22 protein-coding genes and 3 pseudogenes are annotated in these 20,760 nt (G+C 61.1%); 12 read left to right on the forward strand and 13 right to left on the reverse strand.

The window, feature by feature from the left end; all coding sequences use genetic code 11:
- Positions 1-86 precede the first annotated feature (86 nt).
- The 4 genes and pseudogenes from IEX72_RS14270 to IEX72_RS14285 form a co-directional block, all read right to left on the reverse strand.
- Positions 87-452, reverse strand: coding sequence for a hypothetical protein (locus IEX72_RS14270; protein WP_188788518.1), 366 nt, complete (start codon positions 450-452; stop codon positions 87-89).
- Positions 453-601: 149 nt separating this feature from the next.
- Positions 602-1,369, reverse strand: coding sequence for a hypothetical protein (locus IEX72_RS14275; protein ID WP_188788520.1), 768 nt, complete (start codon positions 1,367-1,369; stop codon positions 602-604).
- Between the two features lie 39 nt (positions 1,370-1,408).
- The gene (locus tag IEX72_RS14280; protein ID WP_188788522.1) at positions 1,409-2,434 is read right to left on the reverse strand and encodes an outer membrane protein assembly factor BamB family protein; all 1,026 of its coding nucleotides are present in this window, start codon (positions 2,432-2,434) and stop codon (positions 1,409-1,411) included.
- A 366-nt stretch (positions 2,435-2,800) separates the two neighbouring features.
- Positions 2,801-3,222: pseudogene (locus IEX72_RS14285) on the reverse strand (ISH6 family transposase); the annotation flags it as partial.
- Positions 3,223-3,687: 465 nt separating this feature from the next.
- Between IEX72_RS14285 and IEX72_RS15610 the strand changes: the two are divergent.
- Positions 3,688-4,263, forward strand: a pseudogene (locus IEX72_RS15610) (DUF7342 family protein).
- Positions 4,256-4,693 carry a hypothetical protein gene (locus IEX72_RS14295; protein ID WP_188788524.1) on the forward strand — a complete coding sequence of 146 codons (438 nt, stop codon included), beginning with the start codon at positions 4,256-4,258 and terminating at the stop codon, positions 4,691-4,693. Before IEX72_RS15610 ends, IEX72_RS14295 begins: the two are co-directional and overlap by 8 nt.
- Before the next feature lie 170 nt (positions 4,694-4,863).
- On the opposite strand, the gene IEX72_RS15615 is transcribed toward IEX72_RS14295, so the two are convergent.
- Together IEX72_RS15615 and IEX72_RS14300 are read right to left on the reverse strand one after the other, a co-directional pair.
- A complete protein-coding gene (locus IEX72_RS15615; RefSeq protein ID WP_394354615.1) occupies positions 4,864-5,010 on the reverse strand; it encodes a chromate transporter in 147 nt (48 codons plus the stop codon).
- Positions 5,011-5,044: 34 nt separating this feature from the next.
- Positions 5,045-5,329, reverse strand: a complete 285-nt coding sequence (locus tag IEX72_RS14300) for a hypothetical protein (protein ID WP_188788527.1) — start codon at positions 5,327-5,329, stop codon at positions 5,045-5,047.
- 695 nt (positions 5,330-6,024) lie between these two features.
- On the opposite strand from IEX72_RS14300, the gene IEX72_RS14305 reads away from it, so the two are divergent.
- The 10 genes from IEX72_RS14305 to IEX72_RS14350 all read left to right on the forward strand — a co-directional run bounded on the left by IEX72_RS14305 (position 6,025) and on the right by IEX72_RS14350 (position 15,685).
- Positions 6,025-7,296 (forward strand): saccharopine dehydrogenase family protein, encoded by a 1,272-nt coding sequence (locus tag IEX72_RS14305; protein WP_188788529.1) that lies wholly within the window; start codon positions 6,025-6,027, stop codon positions 7,294-7,296.
- A gap of 88 nt (positions 7,297-7,384) precedes the next feature.
- Complete coding sequence (locus IEX72_RS14310; RefSeq protein ID WP_188788530.1) at positions 7,385-8,890, forward strand: amidase; 1,506 nt, start codon at positions 7,385-7,387, stop codon at positions 8,888-8,890.
- A 186-nt stretch (positions 8,891-9,076) separates the two neighbouring features.
- A complete protein-coding gene (locus IEX72_RS14315; protein WP_188788532.1) occupies positions 9,077-10,648 on the forward strand; it encodes a cryptochrome/photolyase family protein in 1,572 nt (523 codons plus the stop codon).
- Between the two features lie 381 nt (positions 10,649-11,029).
- On the forward strand, positions 11,030-11,182 hold the full coding sequence (locus tag IEX72_RS14320) for a hypothetical protein (RefSeq protein ID WP_188788535.1): 153 nt from the start codon (positions 11,030-11,032) through the stop codon (positions 11,180-11,182).
- A gap of 451 nt (positions 11,183-11,633) precedes the next feature.
- Positions 11,634-11,957: a hypothetical protein gene (locus IEX72_RS14325; RefSeq protein ID WP_188788537.1), complete on the forward strand. Its 324-nt coding sequence runs from the start codon at positions 11,634-11,636 to the stop codon at positions 11,955-11,957.
- Between the two features lie 99 nt (positions 11,958-12,056).
- The gene (locus IEX72_RS14330; RefSeq protein WP_188788539.1) at positions 12,057-12,365 is read left to right on the forward strand and encodes a hypothetical protein; all 309 of its coding nucleotides are present in this window, start codon (positions 12,057-12,059) and stop codon (positions 12,363-12,365) included.
- A 269-nt stretch (positions 12,366-12,634) separates the two neighbouring features.
- On the forward strand, positions 12,635-13,531 hold the full coding sequence (locus IEX72_RS14335; protein ID WP_188788541.1) for a hypothetical protein: 897 nt from the start codon (positions 12,635-12,637) through the stop codon (positions 13,529-13,531).
- A 75-nt stretch (positions 13,532-13,606) separates the two neighbouring features.
- Positions 13,607-14,026, forward strand: coding sequence for a hypothetical protein (locus IEX72_RS14340; protein WP_188788543.1), 420 nt, complete (start codon positions 13,607-13,609; stop codon positions 14,024-14,026).
- 157 nt (positions 14,027-14,183) lie between these two features.
- Entirely contained in the window at positions 14,184-14,900 is a 717-nt protein-coding gene (locus tag IEX72_RS14345) for a hypothetical protein (protein ID WP_188788545.1), read from the forward strand.
- Positions 14,901-15,028: 128 nt separating this feature from the next.
- Positions 15,029-15,685 carry a trimeric intracellular cation channel family protein gene (locus IEX72_RS14350; protein WP_188788547.1) on the forward strand — a complete coding sequence of 219 codons (657 nt, stop codon included), beginning with the start codon at positions 15,029-15,031 and terminating at the stop codon, positions 15,683-15,685.
- 170 nt (positions 15,686-15,855) lie between these two features.
- Here the strand turns inward: IEX72_RS14350 and IEX72_RS14355 are convergent, their stop codons facing one another.
- The 7 genes and pseudogenes from IEX72_RS14355 to IEX72_RS14385 form a co-directional block, all read right to left on the reverse strand.
- Positions 15,856-16,344 carry a cupin domain-containing protein gene (locus tag IEX72_RS14355; RefSeq protein WP_188788549.1) on the reverse strand — a complete coding sequence of 163 codons (489 nt, stop codon included), beginning with the start codon at positions 16,342-16,344 and terminating at the stop codon, positions 15,856-15,858.
- A gap of 187 nt (positions 16,345-16,531) precedes the next feature.
- Positions 16,532-16,624: pseudogene (locus IEX72_RS15680) on the reverse strand (DsrE/DsrF/DrsH-like family protein); the annotation flags it as partial.
- A gap of 169 nt (positions 16,625-16,793) precedes the next feature.
- A complete protein-coding gene (locus IEX72_RS14365; RefSeq protein WP_188788551.1) occupies positions 16,794-17,222 on the reverse strand; it encodes a universal stress protein in 429 nt (142 codons plus the stop codon).
- A gap of 38 nt (positions 17,223-17,260) precedes the next feature.
- Positions 17,261-18,439 (reverse strand): inorganic phosphate transporter, encoded by a 1,179-nt coding sequence (locus IEX72_RS14370; protein ID WP_188788553.1) that lies wholly within the window; start codon positions 18,437-18,439, stop codon positions 17,261-17,263.
- A gap of 446 nt (positions 18,440-18,885) precedes the next feature.
- Entirely contained in the window at positions 18,886-19,350 is a 465-nt protein-coding gene (locus tag IEX72_RS14375; protein ID WP_188788555.1) for a hypothetical protein, read from the reverse strand.
- Positions 19,351-19,354: 4 nt separating this feature from the next.
- Entirely contained in the window at positions 19,355-19,912 is a 558-nt protein-coding gene (locus IEX72_RS14380; protein ID WP_229663856.1) for a DUF7342 family protein, read from the reverse strand.
- Between the two features lie 393 nt (positions 19,913-20,305).
- Entirely contained in the window at positions 20,306-20,578 is a 273-nt protein-coding gene (locus tag IEX72_RS14385) for a hypothetical protein (protein ID WP_188788557.1), read from the reverse strand.
- Positions 20,579-20,760 lie beyond the last annotated feature (182 nt).

A 20,760-nucleotide genomic window follows, 5' to 3' on the forward strand; every position in this document is an offset into this window, starting at 1 on the left:
ATCGGGTAGTTGCGACGATATCGAATCAGTAGACAGCAGTCGATTGAGGCGTTAAACTAGAACGGATGGTTGGATGGGTCCTAAGACTATCGGGGTTTGACGGGCTTGGTTTCCTCAGTGGTCTGTTCGAAGTAGGTATCTCTCGCAGTGACAGCACCCTCGGCAATCCTGCTATCCTCGACATCGACAAGTGGAACCTTTTGAGTAACACCGAAGTTAGTGGTCGGCTGGAAGATTGCCCAAAATGCACCTGCTGAGTGGATGGATGCTATCAGTGGGATGGTTACGAGTAGAGCCGTCAAAACGAGTGGACATTCGCTGTAGTACCAGTATCCGACGACAGCCCACCCGAACAGTCCCACTAATTGAAACAGAATGACGTAGTCGTAGATAGTAGGGGCCAGTATTAGGGTCACTGGCGTCACCAATGGTACTGCGAGCTTTGGCGACACGAAGACAACTCCCCAGGCGGGATTGCAGATTAGCGACAATAGTTGGTACCGCCGCGGCAGGAGATAGGAATCACGGGCCCCCCAAGGGATCCAATGGCGACGCTGATGGATCATCTCTCGGACTGAGGGTGGAACTCTAACATCGCAAGCTACGGGAGTTCGGTAACCTGTATTTTGTCCCAGTAATTGGTGAACTCAGCGCTCTCCAGTGCGAGTGCGCTTAATCGGTTCTCGTACGGTTCAGGCTCTCGCTCGATAGTCGCCTGCTCTGTTCCATTGATCGAGTACGCTTGGACGACTCGCTGGCTCTCCCGGCGATAGTCAACGGTCACCGTTGTCCACTCGTCTTCGGTATACTTACCCAGCGAGCGGCCACGAGCGACACAGTCACCCGCTGGTGTAAACGTCAGGAGTTCGAGACTGTTTCCAGGATAGATCTCTCCCGTCGCTTTCGTCCGAACCATAATGCGCGCTTGTCTCGAATCGTGACAGCCTATTGACCCTGACGACGTGACTTTGACTGCGAGGGTCAATCGAACCTCGTCTCGGAGTGGGATCGGTCGCCTGGCAACCGATTCGTTACAGCCACCCGACTTGCCACGGAGTCTGAGTGACTTGTTGCCGTCTGCCGATATCTCCGAAACAACGCGCGCTTCCTGCCCGGTATGGTACGCCCATTTTTCCGGTAGCTCCCCGATCGGTGTCCCTTCGAATCCCTCCTGATATAGGATATCCGCGTCTGGAGTCGCCGTGTCTGTGGGTCTGCTGGCTGTCCTCGTTTCTGCCTCACCAGCGGTCGTTGTCCGCTCGTCTGGGGTTTCGGCGGGATCGGAGAACCGAAGACACCCACTCATCGTGGCGACACCACCAGTGACACCGGCGAGGTAGCGGCGACGTGATAGTACTGTCTCAGTCACGGTTTCACACCTATCGGTCCCATACACGGCGCGGTTTTTTTATTCGTCATACTGAACAGTAAACGCTCGGAAACCGTCCATCACTGTCATCAATTGTTCCTTGATTGTTTCGAGATCGTCGACAGAGGACTCGAACCGCTCGGTCTCGTAGAGAATCTCACCGGTTTCGATGTCGATGGAATAAATGATATTACTGATATCGGCGACAAACGCGAGCCGTCCGCTGAATGCCGGCGGATAGATGACCGCATCGGTCGTCCGGACGGACCACTGTTCGGCACCGGTCTCCGAGTCAAACGCTCGCACGCCCGCTGTCGTCATAGCGTACACCTGCCCGTCGTGGACGACTGGCGGGAGTTGTGGGATAGTCGGCAGCTCCTGCTCGTAGATGACCTCGTGGGTGGCAGCGTCTCTGGCTACCAACCCGGTCGAAGCCGTGTACAGAACACCATCGACGACGTTGACGTTGTACACGCCGTCGAACCCGAACCGCTGGTCGGTCCGGAACATCTCCTGATCGGCGATGGAATAAGCGTTTACCACTGGGTCAGTGCTCTGGACACCCAAAAACACCGTCTCATCGGAGACCGCAAGCGAGTCGAGATAGTTATCAGACCACGTGTATTCGAATACCTGCTCTCCCGTATTCGTATCGCCAACCACTAGTTGTCCCCGATTGCTCGTTCGGCTAGCCCCAGCCGCCACGAACAGCAACTCATCCTGAAGTACCATCTCGGTGACTCTCTCTAGTTCTGAGGATAGCTGGACCGATCCCTGTACTTCGCTGGCCATCCGGTCGGTCTGGACGATTAACGGCGTTTCGCCTATCGCCCCGAGGTAACAGGCGTCTTCGTCGACGATAGCGTCGGAAACCTCGTTCACACCACCGTCGACGCCAGCGGAGATATCCACCGTGTTAATTGGCGTCGGCACAGCGGGATCGAGCAGCGCCGTTTGCGGTCCGAACGCAAACACCCTGTCGCCATCCGCCTGAACCAAATCTGGGCTGAAATTGACACCGAGGCCAGCGTCCTCGTGGTCCCAGCGTTCTTCGAGCCCGACCACGGTGGGCTTTGGAGTCGGTTCCCGAGTCGTTTCCTCGGCGCGTGCAGTGTTGTTCTGGCCCTGTGGTTCTGTGAGTCGAAGACACCCCGTGACTGAACTGACAGCCAATGCACCCAACAGGCTTCTGCGATTCACGTCAGAACCTGTCTTATTATGAGTATTTAAACCCGGCGTGAGAGTATCAGATCCGGCTTTGAGGACTTCGTCGCGGGGAGTCAGGAATTCAGGAGCGGTTTATTATTCGTATAATTTATTCTTATCTGAAACATCTTCCAGGGTTTCGAGAACCGGTCCCGTTCTTTGAGCGCGTGTCTCTTGAAAGTCCGACCAACTGATTGGTCGCGTCGCAAAGCGGTCTAAAGTCTGGTCAGCATCATCACAATAGCTGAGCGAGGTGGCGAGATCAACGCTCCTGGCGGCAATGTCTTGCTGATAGCGGTTTTGCCCGTCGAAGCTGAGAACACCTTCAACGGGCCGGAAGTAGCTGGGTTTGTCGTGGTCAGCGGCGGTATCTTCGACGTAGTGAAGTTCGAATTCGTGTTCACTGGCGGTTGTGACGGCTGTGCCTGTGTCGGTACCAGCTCGTTGGAAGCGACGGTCACGGTCGCCAGTAGCCTGTTTCTTGCCACAGAGCGCCTCAACGCGGCCCGCGCTCAGGCGCCAGACCATCGATTCGAGCAGTACAAACTCGACGTTCTGATCGGTAACGAACTCGGCAAGCGTGGCTAACGGTACCGTTTTGTCCTCGTCGATGCTAATCGTGAACCGCCGTTGATTGTGACGTGCATAGGTTGCTCCATCGGTTGGACACCAGAAGCGACCACTTCGTTAGAGGAGTCAGTTGCTACTGAACTCTAGAGGACTTTGTGACACAATCAATTTTTACTCTTCGCTTGATGAAATACGTCTTCTAGTAGAAAAAGATCATAATTCAGACATAATTTTAGAGTCCTGTTAGTTAGATAATATTTTACTCTCTCCAACTGTTATGCTGACTCAACTTCACCGTATCGGTGAGGTAAATGCTCGTCGAACAGTAATCTGCTGAACTGAACGATGACAAATCCGTAGATATAGAATAGTCGTTGGGATGAGTGAATCCGCAAACTCCAAAATTCGTGCCACGGCCTGGATGACCACAGACCAAGTCGAGACACTCCAGTCGGCATCTTGTTCGGTTCGTGTAGAAATAATTTAGCTTACCACAGATATAGATCGCTGTGTTTGGTAAGCTATCGTACGGAGATTACAGTATGGACCTCACGGACATCCCCGACGATGCATACGACGGTGAGAAGTCACCGCCTGAGCTCAACGCATTAGAATCGCCGGACACAGTCCTCAAAGGTGGATCAACTCGAGAGCGACTTCTCGACGTTGTCGTCGGACTTCGCACGCCGACGAAGGTCTCGACGATCGCCGAGCGTGCCGATTGCGACACCGAAACAGCACGAGACTACCTCAAGTGGTTCGACGAAATGGGGATGGCTCAGCGGCACGACGGCCGCCCAGTCCGGTACGAACGCAACGACGCGTAGTTCCAGTGGCGGCGTATCGACCGGATCCGCAAAGAATACTCCGAGCAGGAGATTGTTGATGCCCTCAGCGATACGCTCGAACGGATCGAAAACTACAGAACGCAGTTTGATGCAACGCACCCGGATGAGGTATCCCTCGTCGACGCGACCAAAGAGCAGAATCTGTCCACCGAAGCAGCCTGGGAAGCGCTCTCCGAGTGGGAAACACTGGAACGGCGCGCCGCACTCCTTGACGTAGCACGCCGGAGCAATCTAGTCTCCGGTAGCAGGCCTGGGCCAGTCGATGCCTGAGGACACGACTGACCCACCCGATCGTGGTCCTACCGATACAGAAATGCTCGACCAGATCGCCGCACACCTCGCCCGCACCGAGCGGTTCGGCGAGATCCAAACACGGCCCGAATACGCACCGAACGCACTCGTTGCTGACTACGACCTCGGATACTTTCTAGGCGGCGTCAGCCGTGCGTATCTGCGGATCCGCTGGTTCGAGACCGACGATTTCAGCATCCACTACTCTGAGCAGTACCGGACCGGCAACGAATGGGAATGTCGATGGGACCGGCACCCGAATGATGATAACACCCGCGCACATTTCCATTCACCACCAGACGCGTCGACTCCCGGCGAGGATGCCGACTATTCCGAAGACTGGCGGGACGTACTCGCAACCATCCTTACCGATCTCGGTCAGCGGATCACAGCATTCTGGGACTCGTAGCGATCCTCTATGGGTTGCGGACGCCGCACCGCAGTAGGTCACTTGGAATCGAAGTACGGCATCTCAGTCTAAAACAGGAGCATCAAGACGGACCTCGGTAGGACGAACAGGGTACCGCCGACGATTCCGCCGCGGGTCCCGTGGAGTAGCCAGCCGAGACAGACAGCCAGTTAGTGAGCTTCGGGCCCCCGAAGCAGCATCGTGAAGTTCAATTCGTTGAGGAACCGTGCATCACTGACCCACCCGTGCCGCTTGACCAGGTGCTCGTGAATCACACTCAGCTGGCGGGCAGGCCCTCCGAAGTTAGACGCCGCGATCCCCGCTGAAACCTTACCCCTCGCGACTAGGGTATCAACGGTGTATTGCTTCCGGGGTTCTCTGGACGTGGTTTCGAGTGGCTGCGATGATGCTCCACACGGAGACCCACGCGAGGATCACGAGGAACGCGATTGCCGTCGAGGACAGCAGCCCGAGTACTGCTGTCAGGTCGGCAAGCATCGAATACGAAAACACGATGATGGCCCCGGCGATGCCCGCCCCTAGAACCCCCTCGAAACACCACCAAACCCGAGTGGGTTGAGGGCTATCTCGGTCGAACGCTTGGGTCCGCCCGCCGTCCGTCTCTGGTGTGGTCATTCATACCACCATCATAAAAATTCGTTATACTATCACATAACTGTACCGCCTGGTTACGGAGAATCGAGGAGAAAGCCCCGTGCTTTAGCGCGGGGATGAATCCGACAATTGATGACGCAATCCACTGACGATGTTCATCTGAGTTTGAAACGGTAATTTAAATCGGGTTCAACCATACTATATGATGATGGTCTTCCCCACCCACGTCACGACGGTTTCACCGTCATCTGGTCTTCGACCAGTGACCGTGGTGGGTAACAAAACCAGACCTACTCCGCCACGTCCTCTTCACGGAGACGCGACTGGCGGTACCCAGTCGGCTGAATACCCGACCGTTGAGGGACTCGGTATTCCCGTTGAAGCGTCCAGCGCGTCTGGATGGGAAGGCCCTGTTGACAGGGCTGTATCCGTTGCAATGCACGTCCTCGGTCATAATTGGACGGCTACCGTTGACGGGTCACGCGAAAGCGTTCTTGAACCCCGAGGAAACACGGAACCGCAAACTCCACCTCGTGGAATCCTCGCGCGTTAGCGCGGGGAGGATGTCAACACGCGACCGGTCGCGCGAGATACTCCTCCGGATGGTGTCGAAGCAGCCGGGGTCGCAGGCGTTGGCGTGTACACGATATCGGAGGTCGTATGATCTTCGGGTAGAAGGTGGACGTTTCTTGAGTGCTGGGACCGACCCTACTGTAATGACCGGCACAAAACGACCGTACGACATCGTCGTGTGGGGAGCAACCGGTGTCGCTGGCGGTCTTCTCGCGGATTACCTCGTCGATCAGTACACGTCGAGTCAGCTCTCTGTCGCGCTCGGCGGGCGGGACCCAGACAGGCTCGAAGGGGTGGCGGCGACGTTCACCGACCGCTACGACGGCTGGGACGAACTGCCGACCGTCGTCGGCGACGCCACACAGATCGACACGCTCCGTGAGGTCGTCGAGCAGACGAGCGTCGTCTGCACGACAGTCGGGCCATACACGACGTACGGGACACCGCTGGTCGAGGCGTGTATCGATGCCGGTACGGATTACTGTGACCTGACTGGCGAGGTGAACTGGGTCCGCGAGACCGTTGACCGGTACCACGATGCGGCTGTTGCGGCCGATACGCGGATCGTCCACAGTTGCGGGTTCGACTCCGTCCCCGCCGACCTCGGCACCATACTCGCCCAGTCGTACGCGACCGAAACCTACGGTAGTCCCTGCGATGTTGTCCAGATCTATCTCGCGGACGGCGACGGAAGCGTCAGCGGCGGAACGTTGGCCAGTTTCGGCGAACTCTTCGAGGCGGCCTCGACCGACCCGATCGCCAAACAAACGCTGGAAAACCCTTACTCACTGGCTCCACCGGGTGAACGCGACGGCGTCGACCCGGGCGAACAGACCAGCCCGCAGCGCGACCGGCTGGGCCCGGGCTGGACAGCACCGTCACCGATGGCACCGGTCAACGAACGCATCGTCCGGCGGAGCAACGCACTGCTGAACTATCCCTGGGGACGGGAGTTCCGCTGCACGGAGGTCGTTCCGACCGGCTCGGGCGTCCGTGGCGCGGCCGAGGCCGCCCTCATCGCCACGAGCCTGTCCGGATTCAAAACCGCGATGGGCATCGATACGCTCAGAGACGGCATCCGGGAGTACGTCTTTCCGGACCCCGGGGAGGGCCCGACACGAGCAGCGGCGATGGATGGCAGCTTCACTGTCCGGATTCTGGGGCGAGGCACCGGCACGGACGGCCAGTTCACTGTCGAGGCCACCGTGGGCGCCGATATAGACCCCGGTTACGGTGCCACCGCGCGGATGCTCGGTGAGTCAGGTATGGCCCTCCTCAGAGGCGATACCGACTCACCCCTCGACGGTGGCGTTCTCACACCCGCGTCGGCCATCGGCGCACCGCTGGCCGACAGGCTCCGTGCCATCGGGTTTCTGATCAGTGTCGGCGATGCGTCGGCCGGCGCCTCGGCGTAGTGCGGGGGATCGGTTCCCGCACGCGAAGACCGCGACGGCGACGCTCTCGGCGTGAGGAACTAAATGGACAGGCCGGAACCGAGCGTGTATGCCACCGGCCACCGGCGACGGGTTCGACATCGTCGAGGCGACCGTCGCGGAGATCCACGCGGCTTTTGAGGCGGGAGAGCGCACAGCCGCGGCGCTCGTCGACCGCTATCTTGCCCGGATCGAGGCGTACGACGACGACCTGAACGCCATCCTGACGTTCAACGACACGGCCCGCAAGCGGGCCGAGCGGCTCGACGAGCGGTTTGCCGCCGAGGGGCTCGTCGGCCCGCTTCACGGCGTCCCGGTGGTTCTCAAGGACAACATGGACACACACGATCTGCCGACCACGGCGGGATCGACGGCACTCTCGGGGTCGGTCCCCGACGAGGACGCGTTCGTTGTCGACCGACTCCGGGCGGCCGGCGGTGTGATCGTCGCGAAGGCCAACCTCCAGGAGTTCGCGTTCGGCGTCGACACGATCAGTTCGCTGGGCGGTGCGACGCGGAACGCCTACGACCTGGGCCGGCGGCCCGCCGGCTCCAGCGGCGGGACCGCGGCGGCGATCGCCGCAAACCTCGGGGCGGTCGGGATGGGCTCGGACACCTGCTCCTCCGTCCGCTCGCCGGCCGCGTTCAACGACTTGGTCGGGCTCCGACCGTCCCGCGGGCTGGTCAGCCGGCGCGGGCTCGTTCCCCTCTCGTCAACACAGGACACCGTCGGCCCGATCACCCGGACGGTCGCCGACGCAGCGCGGATACTGGATGTCATCGCCGGCTACGACCCCGCGGATCCGGTCACAGCCACCGGAGCCGACAGTATCCCAGAGAACGGGTACACCGCCCACCTCGACCCCGACGCGCTTGAGGGCGCCCGGATCGGCGTCGTCCGCGAGTTCTTCGGGCGCAGCAGTCCAGCGAGCGCGCCCGCAGCCGCCGCCGAACGCGTGACGGCCGCCGTCGAGGAGGCGCTCGATGAGATGGCCGCCGCGGGGGCGACGATCGTTGACCCTGTCGAAGTTGTCGACGCCGACGTGCTGGCTGGCGCGCGCGTGCTGAGGTACGAGTTCAGCCGCGACTTCGACGCCTACCTCGCGGGGCTGGACGCAGACCTTCCGTACGACTCGCTGGCCGAGATCGTCGGGTCAGGCGAGGTCGCACCGGCGGTGGCCGAACGCATCCGCGAGAGCGACATCCTCGACAGCCTCGAGCAGGCAGAGAACGTCGGCTACCTCCGGAGCCTCGACCGCCGGCGGCGGTGCCGGGAGGCGACCGTCGCGCGGCTGGTCGAGACCAATCTCGACGCACTCGCGTACCCGCCGTCTGCGGTCCCGCCGGTTGCGATTCCGGATCACCAGCCGTTCGTGGAGATGCGGTGTGAACTCGCCGCCCACACCGGGCTGCCGGCGATCACCGTCCCGGCCGGCTTCACCGACCACGGGCTCCCGGTCGGAATCGAACTGCTAGGGCGGCCGTTCGCGGAGCCGCGGCTGATCGCGCTCGCGTACGCCTTCGAGCAGGCGACCGACCACCGCCGGCCGCCCGACCGGTTCGGCACGTTAGTGTAGGATGAGTTGATACTGTGTGACCTCGCCGGTACGGTCGCCCCGCAGCCCCGGCGACTGGCCCCCACGGAGCGCAGGCTCGACGCTCCGCTCGCCGCCCCGTGTGGCGCCTCCCGGCCGGGCGCCGTCGTTGTCGCTGCCGCTGACAGACGATATTGTTAATTGACAGAGGCACCTGAACGGAGTACATTGGTGACACCAGTTGTCGGGGAAACGCAGACGTACAGCTTGGACGACCTAACCCGGGTTCCGTGGGTGTTGGGGACGCACCTGCACCCCGACGCGGGCCCGATCGGGCGGGCCCCAGAAGGGTCACGGGTTCTGATGATCGAGGCCCACGACTTCGCCCGGCGGAAACCGTATCACCACGACAAACTGACACTCGTGTTCAGCGGGATGCGTCACTTCAGGGACGAACTCCGCGAGCGCGGCTACGCGGTCACATACATCAAAGCAGACTCGTTCGGCGACGCGCTGTCGGAGTACTTCGCGGACCACCCCGACGACGAGGTCGTTCTGATGCGGTCGCCGAGCCATCGCAGCGCCGAGAGGTTCGAGGAGCTGGTGCGAGACGCCGGCGGACAGCTTGCTGTCGTCCAGAATGAGCTGTTCGTCGGGACACGAGAGGCGTTCGACCGGTGGGCGAACGCCACCGACAAACAGCCGTTCAGACACGAGACGTTTTACCGGTGGATGCGCCGCCAGACCGGCGTGCTGATGACCGACGATGGCAACCCCGAGGGCGGTGAGTGGAACTACGACGGCGACAATCAGGAGTTCCCGCCCGACGGGTGGGAGTCACCACCGGTGTATCACCCCGACCACGACGACCTGACCACCGAGACGAGCGAGTGGGTGTCCGAGGAGTTCGACGTGTGGGGTGAGGAAGACGGGTTCGTCTGGCCGGTGACCAGAGCGCAGGCGCTACGAAAGCTCACACACTTCGTCGAAACCCGCCTGCCGGAGTTCGGTCCGTATCAAGACGCGATGCGGAGCGACGACTGGGCGATGGCACACGCGCTGCTCGGGTCCTCGATCAACCTCGGCCTGCTCCACCCCTGGGAGGCGGTGCAGGAGATCGAACAGGCGTATTACGACCGCACCGACATCCCGCTCAATTCGGCTGAGGGTGTGCTCCGACAGCTGATCGGGTGGCGCGAGTTTATGCGGCACGTGTACCGACACTCGATGCCGAGGCTGAGCGACGCAAATCAACTGGACGCGCCACACAGCCTGCCCGAGTTCTACTGGACCGGGGAAACCAATATGGAATGTCTCAGACAGACCGTCGAGGACGTTCGGCAGCGAGGCTACTCGCACCACATTCAGCGGCTGATGGTCCTGGCGAACTTCGCGACGCTGTGGGGGGTCGAACCGAAGCAACTAAACGAGTGGTTCAACGCCACGTACGTCGACGCCTACCACTGGGTCACGACCCCGAACGTCGTCGAGATGGGGCAGTACGGTGACGGCGTGTTCGCAACAAAACCGTACGTCTCCTCGGCGAACTACATCGACAAGATGAGCGACTACTGCGGCGACTGCTACTACTACAAGACCAAGGACACGGGGAACAAGGCGTGTCCGTTCAACGCCCTGTACTGGGACTTTCTCGACCGGAACGAGGACGAACTCCGGTCGAACCACCGGATGGGTCTGATGTACAGCCACGTCGATTCCAAACAGGAAAGCGAGGAGATGGCGGAGATCCGCGATCGCGTCACGACGCTCCGCGAGAAGGCGGGCTACGGCGAGCTGTGAGTCTCTCCCCACGGTGAGCACTCCGCATATCGCTCTGCGTCGGGCTGCCGTCCTGTCGCTCAGCGGACAGCGTTGCGAGCGCCGCCGCCGGTGCGCGGTGGGCACGGGTTCAGACGAGATCTAGCGATTGTGCGCACCCGTGGGTCCGAATAGCCTGTTTATGGCCCTCTGCGGCGAGAGCGCGGGGTTCGCGGGGGCAGTCGGCTGCGGTTACAACGGCGACCGGAGGCATCCCTGTTAATGCTGATGTGTGGATAAATATCACGCGCCGACCAGAGTGCCGAGACAGCGACGCAGCGGCGGTCGCCCGTACAAGAGAGATACGGCATCTTGATCGAAGCAAGGTTTATATGTTTGTATATGATCACTTAGTATGGTACTATGTGTCACTCATACCGACGTTCGACCGACCGAACGCACGACCGCGTCGAAGAGGCAGACGACGAGGAGTTGGCGGAGTCCGAGGATCCGGGATTCGGTGAGATGGAGGAAGCCGAGGACGTCCGGATCGTCACTGACGGCGGCGACGAGTAGGTTGGGCGACGACGAAGCCGCTACACCCTGCGTTTTTTTAATTCGGTAGTGGCACATCCGTGTGCCGAGGTAGACCCACCGTGTGTAGGCTGGACCGCGTAGCAGTTCGGCCGCCGTGACCCGCGCGATCCCGCCGGTCGACGGCACGCTTGGAGTTTGAGCGTCACGCCACAATACCTGACGATGGTACGACGGCGCGGCGGCAACGTGATGACCCTGCGGGACTCATCAATCCGGACCGCCGGCGGGGCGGTTGGGTAAACCCCGCTGTACGTCCTCAGTGACATCCTCCGCACGTCCAGTGTCCGGCACCGCACCCGTGCTGGGCGGTGGGCGGTTCCCCAGACTCACAGCTATCCGTTCTGGTGGGTGAGACGGCCGGCGACCCCGCCTGGCACGCCGGGTCGGGGTGATCGGACAGACTCAACCCGGTCCAGACCGACCGCTCTGTATGGGGCAACGGACGTTCGACGGCACAGATATCTCGGATCTGCGTACGGAGTACGACCGGAAAGTCCACCGGGCGTTACCAGCCCAGGCACGGGCCAGCGGCGACTGGCCGATCCACGCCGATCACTGCTTCGCCCGTGTCGTGCTCGACAATCTGTTCGACGACGTGTGGTACGACCACGTTGCGGGCCGCCCGGCCTACAAGCACCTGTCGCAGGCCGAACTGGAGGCAGCGATTGCCATCGCGGACAGGATGCTTACCGAGGGGAAACCCGCCGTTGTTGCCCTCAACGAGAACTCGCTGGCCTGGCGAGGTGGGAACTAACCGGACTGGGTCATACCTGTACCGTACTGGTTTTGGTACACGGCTTCACTACCTGACCGGTCAGAACCGTTTTGTCTTGCGTGTGTTTTCTCACAACCGATGCCGACAACGTGTGCGCTGTGTCGGCGGGTAATCCCCGACGAGCAGATCGAGGACCCACAGGTTGTTCAGGACCATCACCTCCGTCCTGAGGAGCGAGCCACGAGTCCGACCGTACAGCTATGTCGACCCTGTCACGACCAGATCCACGCCGTCTTCACTAACGACGAACTCAGAGCGGACTACGACACAATCGACAGCCTACGCCGGTCGGACAGGCTGCGTGGGTACATCGAGTGGATCCGCGGTACCGACAAACTCGATATCCAGGTCACGACCAGCACACGGAAGGACGACCGACGGGGCTGATCGGGTGCGGGTTTGTCGGGGGGCCAAATGTGCTCCAGATACCAGGTCATACGTCGTCTATACACGGTTTCTGTGCCTTACAGATCGTACGTCTTTCGCTGACGATTAACTCGCTTGCGCAACCACCGCTGCCACTCGCGGCGTGAGCGGTCCAATCGCATAGCCACGTGCGCTGCTCACCGCAACCGTACTCAGCCGGCGCCAACGGCTCGGTGTCGAACTGCTCCTGTGACACCAACTTAACCAGGCAGCGGCGCCTCCCTCCCGGTGTGAGAGAGCGGCTCGACAGACGGGCGCTGTTGGCGCTCATCGGGGCGGCGGTGGGCGCCGGCTGCAATGGCCGAGACCCCGAGAGCGACACGGATGTCACGACCGCGACGCCTCCGGCAACACCGACCGCGACAGCGACCCCGCCGCCGGCCGAGTTCAGGATCGCCTACGAGCACCCGACGAACGTCGAAGTCGGTCAGACGGTCACCATCACCGTGACCGTCACCAACACCGGTGGACGGGCGGCCGCGTTCGGCGCGTCGCCGTCGGTGACACGTCCGAGCGACACCCGGCGGACGGGACCACGGCAGGAACTCGGCGCAATCGCCCCCGGTGAGACGGTGACGGTAACGTCGCCGGTGTACGATCTTGACTACCTCGGTCGGTACACCTTCCGGTTCGGCGCCTCGGCACCCGCGACGACAATCCGGACACGGCCGGCCACACTAGCGTGGGATCGTGCGTACCAGGTCCCACCCGGCTATCAGCTTCGGGTCGGTGCACCGGAACTACGGCAGACGTACTCCTACGTGACCCCAGACGGGATCGACCAGGAACGCGCCGATCCCGGCGAGCAGTGGGCCTTCGTCCCTATCGAGGTGGCGAACCCTACCGACGATGCGACGACGGCGCCGGCAGCCGACGATTTTACCCTGTTTCCGAGCGACACGCCGTACGACCGCACGGCACTCACCGAACAGCCGATCTACCAGGGACAGCCGTACGTCGCCACCACGTTACAGCCCGAGCGCAAGCACAGGGGCTACATTCCGTACGCGATTCCCGCCGGGTCGACAGTTGACGATGTGCGCATCGTGTGGGCTGCGCCGGTCGGCGGTGGGACGGTTGCTGTCAGCTGGCAGTCGGCGGGGCTGCCGCCGTACCGGGGTGACTAAGACGTACCCCGCTGTGTGGCACCGCGGACGCCTGCGACCTATATGCCTCCCGCACGAACCCTTGATACCTCGAAGATGAGTGATGCCAACGACGACGAGCGGTTTGCGAGCCCCGCACCCGGCACACAGGAGATTCGCTGTTCTGCGTGTCGGGCTGCACTCGAGTCGCCAGGCCGCGCCACGGTCTCGTTTCTGCTGGTCGATCAGCTTACCATCCCCGTCGTCGGCTGCGCCGACCACAAAGAGCAGTTCAGCGAGGTGTGCGGACTGACGACCGAAGACACCGCGAGGGTCTTGGACCACCGACCGGCCGGCGGCGTACAGTGCCCGGGGTGCCGTCATAGCACGCACCGGTCGCAGCATCCCGTCGTGCCGGTCACAGACGGGGCTGTTGCGGTGCTTGGGTGCGGAGCGCACGTCGACGACCTCGTCGAGCGCTTCCGGACCGGCCTCTGGACACGGCACCGCCTCACCACGTCGTTGCCATCAGACTGAGACCGCTGTGACACCCGCAACCGGGCGCCGACGATGCTGATGGGAGTGAAGCACACGGCTCTGTTGTCGACCGTGCGAGACGAACCCCACCCATTTAGTACCAGGTAGGCTAAACTACGAGCCATCAATACCGGGGCACTCCCCCTGAGGTGCGACAATGGCCGACGAGTCACCCTGGATCCACACAGCGGCAAGCCAACCCCTGAGTGACGACGCCCTCGCGGTGGCGGCCGCGGAGACGCCAGCATCCGCTGATGCCGTCGACGCGTGGACGACGCACCTACAGCGCGCAATCGACCGTCGACTCGGCCCGCATTATCTCCCCACGGTGGGCGGTGGTGGCGGGCTCGAGAACGCCCTCCTGACCGACGATCGGATCTTCTGCACCGTTCAGACGGGTGTCTGGACAGCGCTGGAATCTATCACGAAGCTGTCCGACACCCGGTTGCGGGTCTGTCGGTCCGCCCACGAGGAGATGGTGCACAGCGGCATCGACGACGCCCACGACTCGATCAGGCGGAAGTTCCGCCGGCGGCTGCGGGCGGGCGACGCACCGCTCGTGATCGGCCGGGACGCTCACCACAGCCACGTCACAACACTCCGCGAGGACGGCCTGCAGAAAGAAGAGGCGTGCAAGGCCGCATCGTTCTGCGAAAACCTTCGTGACGACGAGATCGGTTTGATCCTGAAGACCGATACGCCGTCGACGCAGTCGGTCGGGTGGGGGATCAACGACACCAACTACCGGATCATCTTCCAGAACAAGGTCAGCGACAGCCTCCAACGACGCTTTGCGTTGATCAAGAAGAACCGACAGCGGTACGCCTCGCGGCTCGGACTGAGCCACACCGAGGACGGCTCGTCGACAGAGTGAGACCCCGACACGTACGTCGGGCTCGGGCTGGGGATACACGGTGTCAGCGCCTACGACTCGGCCGGTGAGCACAGGTCGATCCGTTGGCGTTCGAGCCACTCAAGACGCTCACGCCCGTAGTCCGGGTAGTGAGTTTGCTACCTAGTATAAGCCTCCTCAGCAGTCCGTTCGCGATACTGAACGCGGTTGGTCTGGTGGCGTTCGCGCTCGTCGGCGCATCGAAAGCCATCCGAGAGGAGTTCGACCTCCTCGGAATCGCCACCGTCGGGCTCGCGATGGCATTCGCGGGGGGTGCAACCCGCGACCTCCTCGTATCTCGGATCCCGTTGGTGCTTCAGTCGACGACCGAGATCGGCCTGGGACTGGGCGGCGTCGGGCTCGCGGTTGTCCTCAGTGTCGTGCTGTCGACCCCGGACACGCACCCGGTCACAGTCGGTGCGGACGCGGTCGGACTCGCGGCCTTCGCAACGACCGGTGCAATCGTCGCCACACAGGCTGGCGTCTCTGCTTTCGGAGTCGTTGCAATCGCGACCATCAACGCGGTCGGTGGGGGTATCCTCGCGGATATTCTGCTTGACCGGGCTCCATTCGTGCTCTTCGACGGGTTCTACGCGAGCTGCGCTGTCCTCGGCGGATCGGCATACTGGGCGGCAGGCGTAGTCGGTGTTGCTTCCGGGACAGCCGCGCTTCTGTGCGCCACTGTGACGGTGGCAACGCGACTAGCCGCGGTGGCGCTCGGATGGCAGCTTCCGACGGCACAGCAGCTCGGGGTGCGGCAGGGGTGACGTGACGACCGAACACACTGCTCACCGGACTCTCACACCCTCGAGGCCCTCTGTCTTCGGTGCAGCGAGGAGAGACCCCGCTGATAACCTGCGTGGTCCGACTAAACGCCACCCGGACCACACGAACGTGTGCTAGTTGCTCCGGCGGGTCGGTGCTGTCGACCGTTCTCTCACGACTCTGCCGGCGGCGGGCCCACGATCTCGATTCCGTGGTCCTCGGCAAACCTGTTCACTCGTGCGATGGCCTCCTCGGAGGGTGGCGTTGATGGGACCTCCTCGGTCTCGACCGGCTCGCCGACGGCAGTCACAAACTCGGCGAACCCGGCAGGCGTCGTCGAGGTGATGATCACCGACTCCTCGTCCGCAACGAGGCTGTGTGCTTCCCCGCGCGGTAGCACAACCGTCTCGCCCGCCGGTACCGAGCGTTCGTCCTCCGCCGTGTGAGCGGTCACAGCGCCGTCGACGACGTGGATCGTTTCGTCCGCAGTCTCGTGCACGTGCATCGGCGGGGCGTGGCCCGCTCGGAGGTGCATCTCGACCACCGAAAGCCGCGCTCCCGTCTGTTCCCCGCTCACACGGATGTACGCGGTCGTATCCAGGAACCGATAGGCGGTTGCGCTGTCGCTTCCCCCGACGACTGGGCTGACGAACTCCGACATACAACCTGACTGTCCGGCTCGGTCGTCTAAAGCGCAGCGGCCCCGGCCGGGCCCAGCCCGTTCGCTGCTGCACACGGCAGCTGTGTCGACCCTGTCCAGGCCGGGTGCGGCAGCGTACTGTGATGGCTCGCTCGCGCTCACCGCGGTTGGTGTGACCGCCGAAACGGGCAGCGAACCCGGGACGCGATCAGATCAGGTGTTGGATGTCCGTATCCGCCATCTCCCGCAGCGCCGTGGCCGCGCCGACGCCTGTGGTGACACCGTCGTAGAAATTATCTTCGGCGGGATGGGCCAAGATTTTGAACCGAATACTATCGAGTAGTTCGCCCTCTTCAGCCAACGGCTGCTTCATACTACGTTGTCTCTGATACAGAGGATTTCAAAAGGGCGAATACCCCAATAATCAGTACCTCAGTACTTCTGGTACCACGGGAGCTGCGGCGTTGTACTCAGCGAACAATTATCACGGGAATCGGAGCTCGCTTCGAGACAGTCTCGGCCACGTTTCCGACGAGGAACCGACGTACCATACGACTCCGGTCTGCCCCGTGTGCACCGAGTACAATCGTATCGTAGTTCTCGGCACGACCAACGATATTCCGGGCGGGATGGCCGACGCCAACGATTGTATCGATCTCTCGATCACGTTCGTTTGCTATCTCCCGAGCACGTTCGAAGGCAGGTTCGGCACGTTCAGCGGCGGCTTCCTCAATATTGTCTTCGAGGGCGAGTCCCGCTGCCTCACCCATTAGCGATGACGGGACGCCAACGACGTGTATAACGGTCACATCGGCGTCTGAAAAGTTGTCGAGTGCGTATTCGAGAGCCTGCCCGGCGAGCTTGGAGTCATCCATCGGAACGAGAATTCGTGAGGCCATATCTCAAGCGATGTTATCCACCTACCTAAGTGTCTTCTTCAGGCGACACCCGGAATAAAGAGAAAGAATCCGTAGGCCAGAATCGTCGATATCGACGGCCCGATAATCCACATCGAGAGGTATTTGATAATTGCCCTGGGATTGAAGAGATCCCCCGCATCAACCATTTCTTCAGGTTCGTCTCCACCGATTGGTGCAGCGGATTTACCTTCTATTCCTTCGGCGGTGATCGCCCCGGAAACGATCGTGGGATCTCCTGTATCTCGAGTAATGGCTTCACGAACGGTGACCGGGCGGGTTGCACGGCCCCACCCAATCCCAACAATCGTCATAACCGTTGCCAGCACGAGACTGATTGGGATGCCAATCCACGAGAGCAGTGTCGTGATCGTTGATGCGGTGAACATAACAAAGAGAGCCGCAAGCAGGGGAATATTGCTCAGTTCACTCCCCACGGATTCCATCGTTCGGCGAGCGATAGTGAATCCGCCAACCCCAATTGCAAGCGTGGCGATGAGGATTGCAACGTTTGGTTTCACTCCGCCGACGCCCCCGACCAGTGGTGCAGCGGCGTTTGGTACGTTACTCGCCCCTGCACTGAACGCCATATAGCAACCGAGGATGAGTACAACTGCCGTCCCACTGAGTTCTGACCACGTCGTGTTTGGGCCAAACGTTGGCTTCGGAACCGCCCCTGTCCGATGAATTGTCAACAACGGGCCGTCTGATTTTTCAATCTGCACCCGTTGGTTAACCTTCGGATAGATGTACCGTCCGATAATACCGCCAATCCAGAAACCAACAAACGGTGTCACGATCCAATATGAAAGGATTTCCGTCACCGTTGCGTAATTGAGCGAATCTGTCGCCAACCCGAGACCGGCTATCGCACCGACGGTTGTCATCGAGGTTGGAACGGGGACGCCGAAGATATTGGCAGCGAGGATACCCAACCCGATAAAAAAGAGGACGGCGACACCCGCCGAGAGCGTGAGCTCGGTCGTGATGATCCCTCCGCTCAGTGTGTCCATCACGTTCCGTCCGACTGTCCAACCACCGAGGAAGACAAAAAACGTCATAAGCCCCGCCGCGGTTGTCTTGATGACGATACCAGCACCGACGGGCGGCCCCCACGCGATTCCAGTCGATGACCCCCCAATATTGAACCCCACGAAAATAGACGCAATAATCCCAATTGCGAGAAGGACTTCCACCATTATCCGATAACACACACATTGTCGTCAAATAAGCATCGTCACAGCTGGAGATATTCCGATAGGCTGAGCTTTTGAGAATTGACTATCAATCGGAATCGAATCTATTTTCTCACTCATATTTCGGCCATCAATATGGAAGAGCCGGAGTCGGTCCGGGGACTCGCACGCCAACCTGACGAAGACAAGGGCGTCATCAGCCGGGATCTTGAAGCGCTTGCCCAGCTTGATTAAAGAGTTCCCTGCGTCCCGGAACCAACGGAGGGATATTCCGAAGTTAGAGAAGGATCAGACGGTCATCAAGGGCCCCGGGCCGAGTAGTCGTCAAACGCGTCTCCTGACCTGTGCCAGCAGTACGGAATCCGATACGCGTCTCGGATTTCCGTAGCCATCAGATCGACACTGTTTCGTAGAAATCGTTCGCCAGTGGCAGGATACGGCGGCCGCGCCTACGGTGAGTTGGTCGCGTCATTAAGCGGGTCGGTAGTCTCGCTGTCGTAGCTAGCCCGCCACAACTGGTGGACGGCACGTGCGACGAGGACAAGCTCCGTCACTCTGATACAGGACGCTTCGACGTCGCCATCATCGCTCGACGCATTCGGGGGTGGGTGGTAGTGGCCGTCCCCGTCAGGAGCGGTGTACTCGTGGGGGTGAACGTCCCATCGGAGGTTCCGATCCGTATCGTCGCTGTAGTGAACGTTGTAGTCCTCTTGCACCGACCACCGGACGGTCATAGCCGCAGTCGTTGCCTCGCCGATGCCATCGTCAAGCTGGAGACGCAGTTCGCTGGGACTCACCGGGTCGTCCAGCGACCCACTCGCGAGGGGTTCGAGGCGTTCGAACTCGGAGCGAAAATCGTGGAGGACACCGGCGTCGATGGCTCCTCGCAGCGAGTGCGACTCGGCGTCCTCCATCGTGTCACCCGGTGAGACCTGCTGGCTCGCTGCGGTCGCCAGAGCCGGTGTCGTCCTCGACGGCCTCGGTTGCGTCTGCGAGCGCGAGGGCGGCCCGCGCGAGTTTCAGATTCCGACGTGCCGTCTGCCACTCTGTCATCGTCGCCGCGTCTAACGCTGCGTCAGCGATGGCTGCATCACGTGGAGATTCCGCGCCGGTCTGCTCCTCGAACTCCCGGACTGTCTCACGAAGCTCCGTAACGCGTGCCGACAGCATTTCGACGTCGACCGAATCGAGTATCTGCTGGGCGCGTTCAAGCACGACCGAGCGCGGGGCGCGTTTGTACCACGTTCCACGCTCGTCCGGCGGGGAGACCGCCTCGACGAAGCCATCCTCAGCAAGGACCGTTAGATGCTTGCGTGCGGTCGTCTCCGAGGTCAGCGCACGCTCGGCGATAGTGGCGACTGACTGGGGATCGTACGTCCGCTTCATTACGGTGCGAACGCGCTCGCCGGGACTGGTGTCCACCTTCCACTCCTCGGTGACGCGCTCGTTCACGTCGGCGGGGCGGTCGTCGGTCATACATAGTCTCGTGGACACAAATATATTAGCCTTGGGAGAAATATTCTTGCTTCGGCTGTCTGACCCACCATCGCATCGGCCTGCCGGTCTGACGTCCCCTCTAGCTGCAGTCCACAGTGGGCGGTGAAAATTAGTACTTCGCGCAGCCGATTCACCAGACGCAGATCATCAAGTATCGGCGGCTTCAGTTAGTAGGGACAACAGATCGGGCCGAGTAGTTGTAGAAACGGGTCTGTTTTCCTATTCGTTCAAAATCGCGTGATGAAATTTTCCCAACGACGATCTGTTGTAGTGTGTCAGCACCATCCTCTACAGACCACTCTCCAATGGGTACTACGGCCGAGAAGGATCATTGAAAAAAACTCGCTGAGCTTAGGCCAGAAGCAGTATCCCTCAGAACAGGTCGAGGATCATCAAATACAGAACGAACAGCACACTGACTGCCGTGAAGGCTGGGGTTGCGATTTCCGTGGCGTGCTGCCACGAGTACATGCCGTCGGCGGGTGTCCGTTTTTCTAGAGCGATCTCCTCAGGAAGCTTCTTGGCGATGCCGTTTAGATGATCGGCCCCGATGACTGCGACCATCCGGTTGCCCTGCGCAGCAGCCTCGGTGATCTTGTCGGCGATGATCTGGTCACCGTTTACTTCGTTGGTAGACCGATTCATTCCGTGGCGCCGGAGTACCAAGACAGGGAGGAGCGCCGCCCCGAGGAGCAGCGAGGCGCCACCAAGCGTATCTCCTGTGAAGAGACCATCCGTTCTAGTTTAGTGGCGGTCAAGGGCGAACTCACCCGATTGAACCTGTTCACGTAACCGTTCCCTGTGTGGATTTGGATTCCTTGACACCC

This window comes from Halobellus salinus, assembly GCF_014646875.1.
Classification (GTDB): domain Archaea; phylum Halobacteriota; class Halobacteria; order Halobacteriales; family Haloferacaceae; genus Haloquadratum; species Haloquadratum salinum.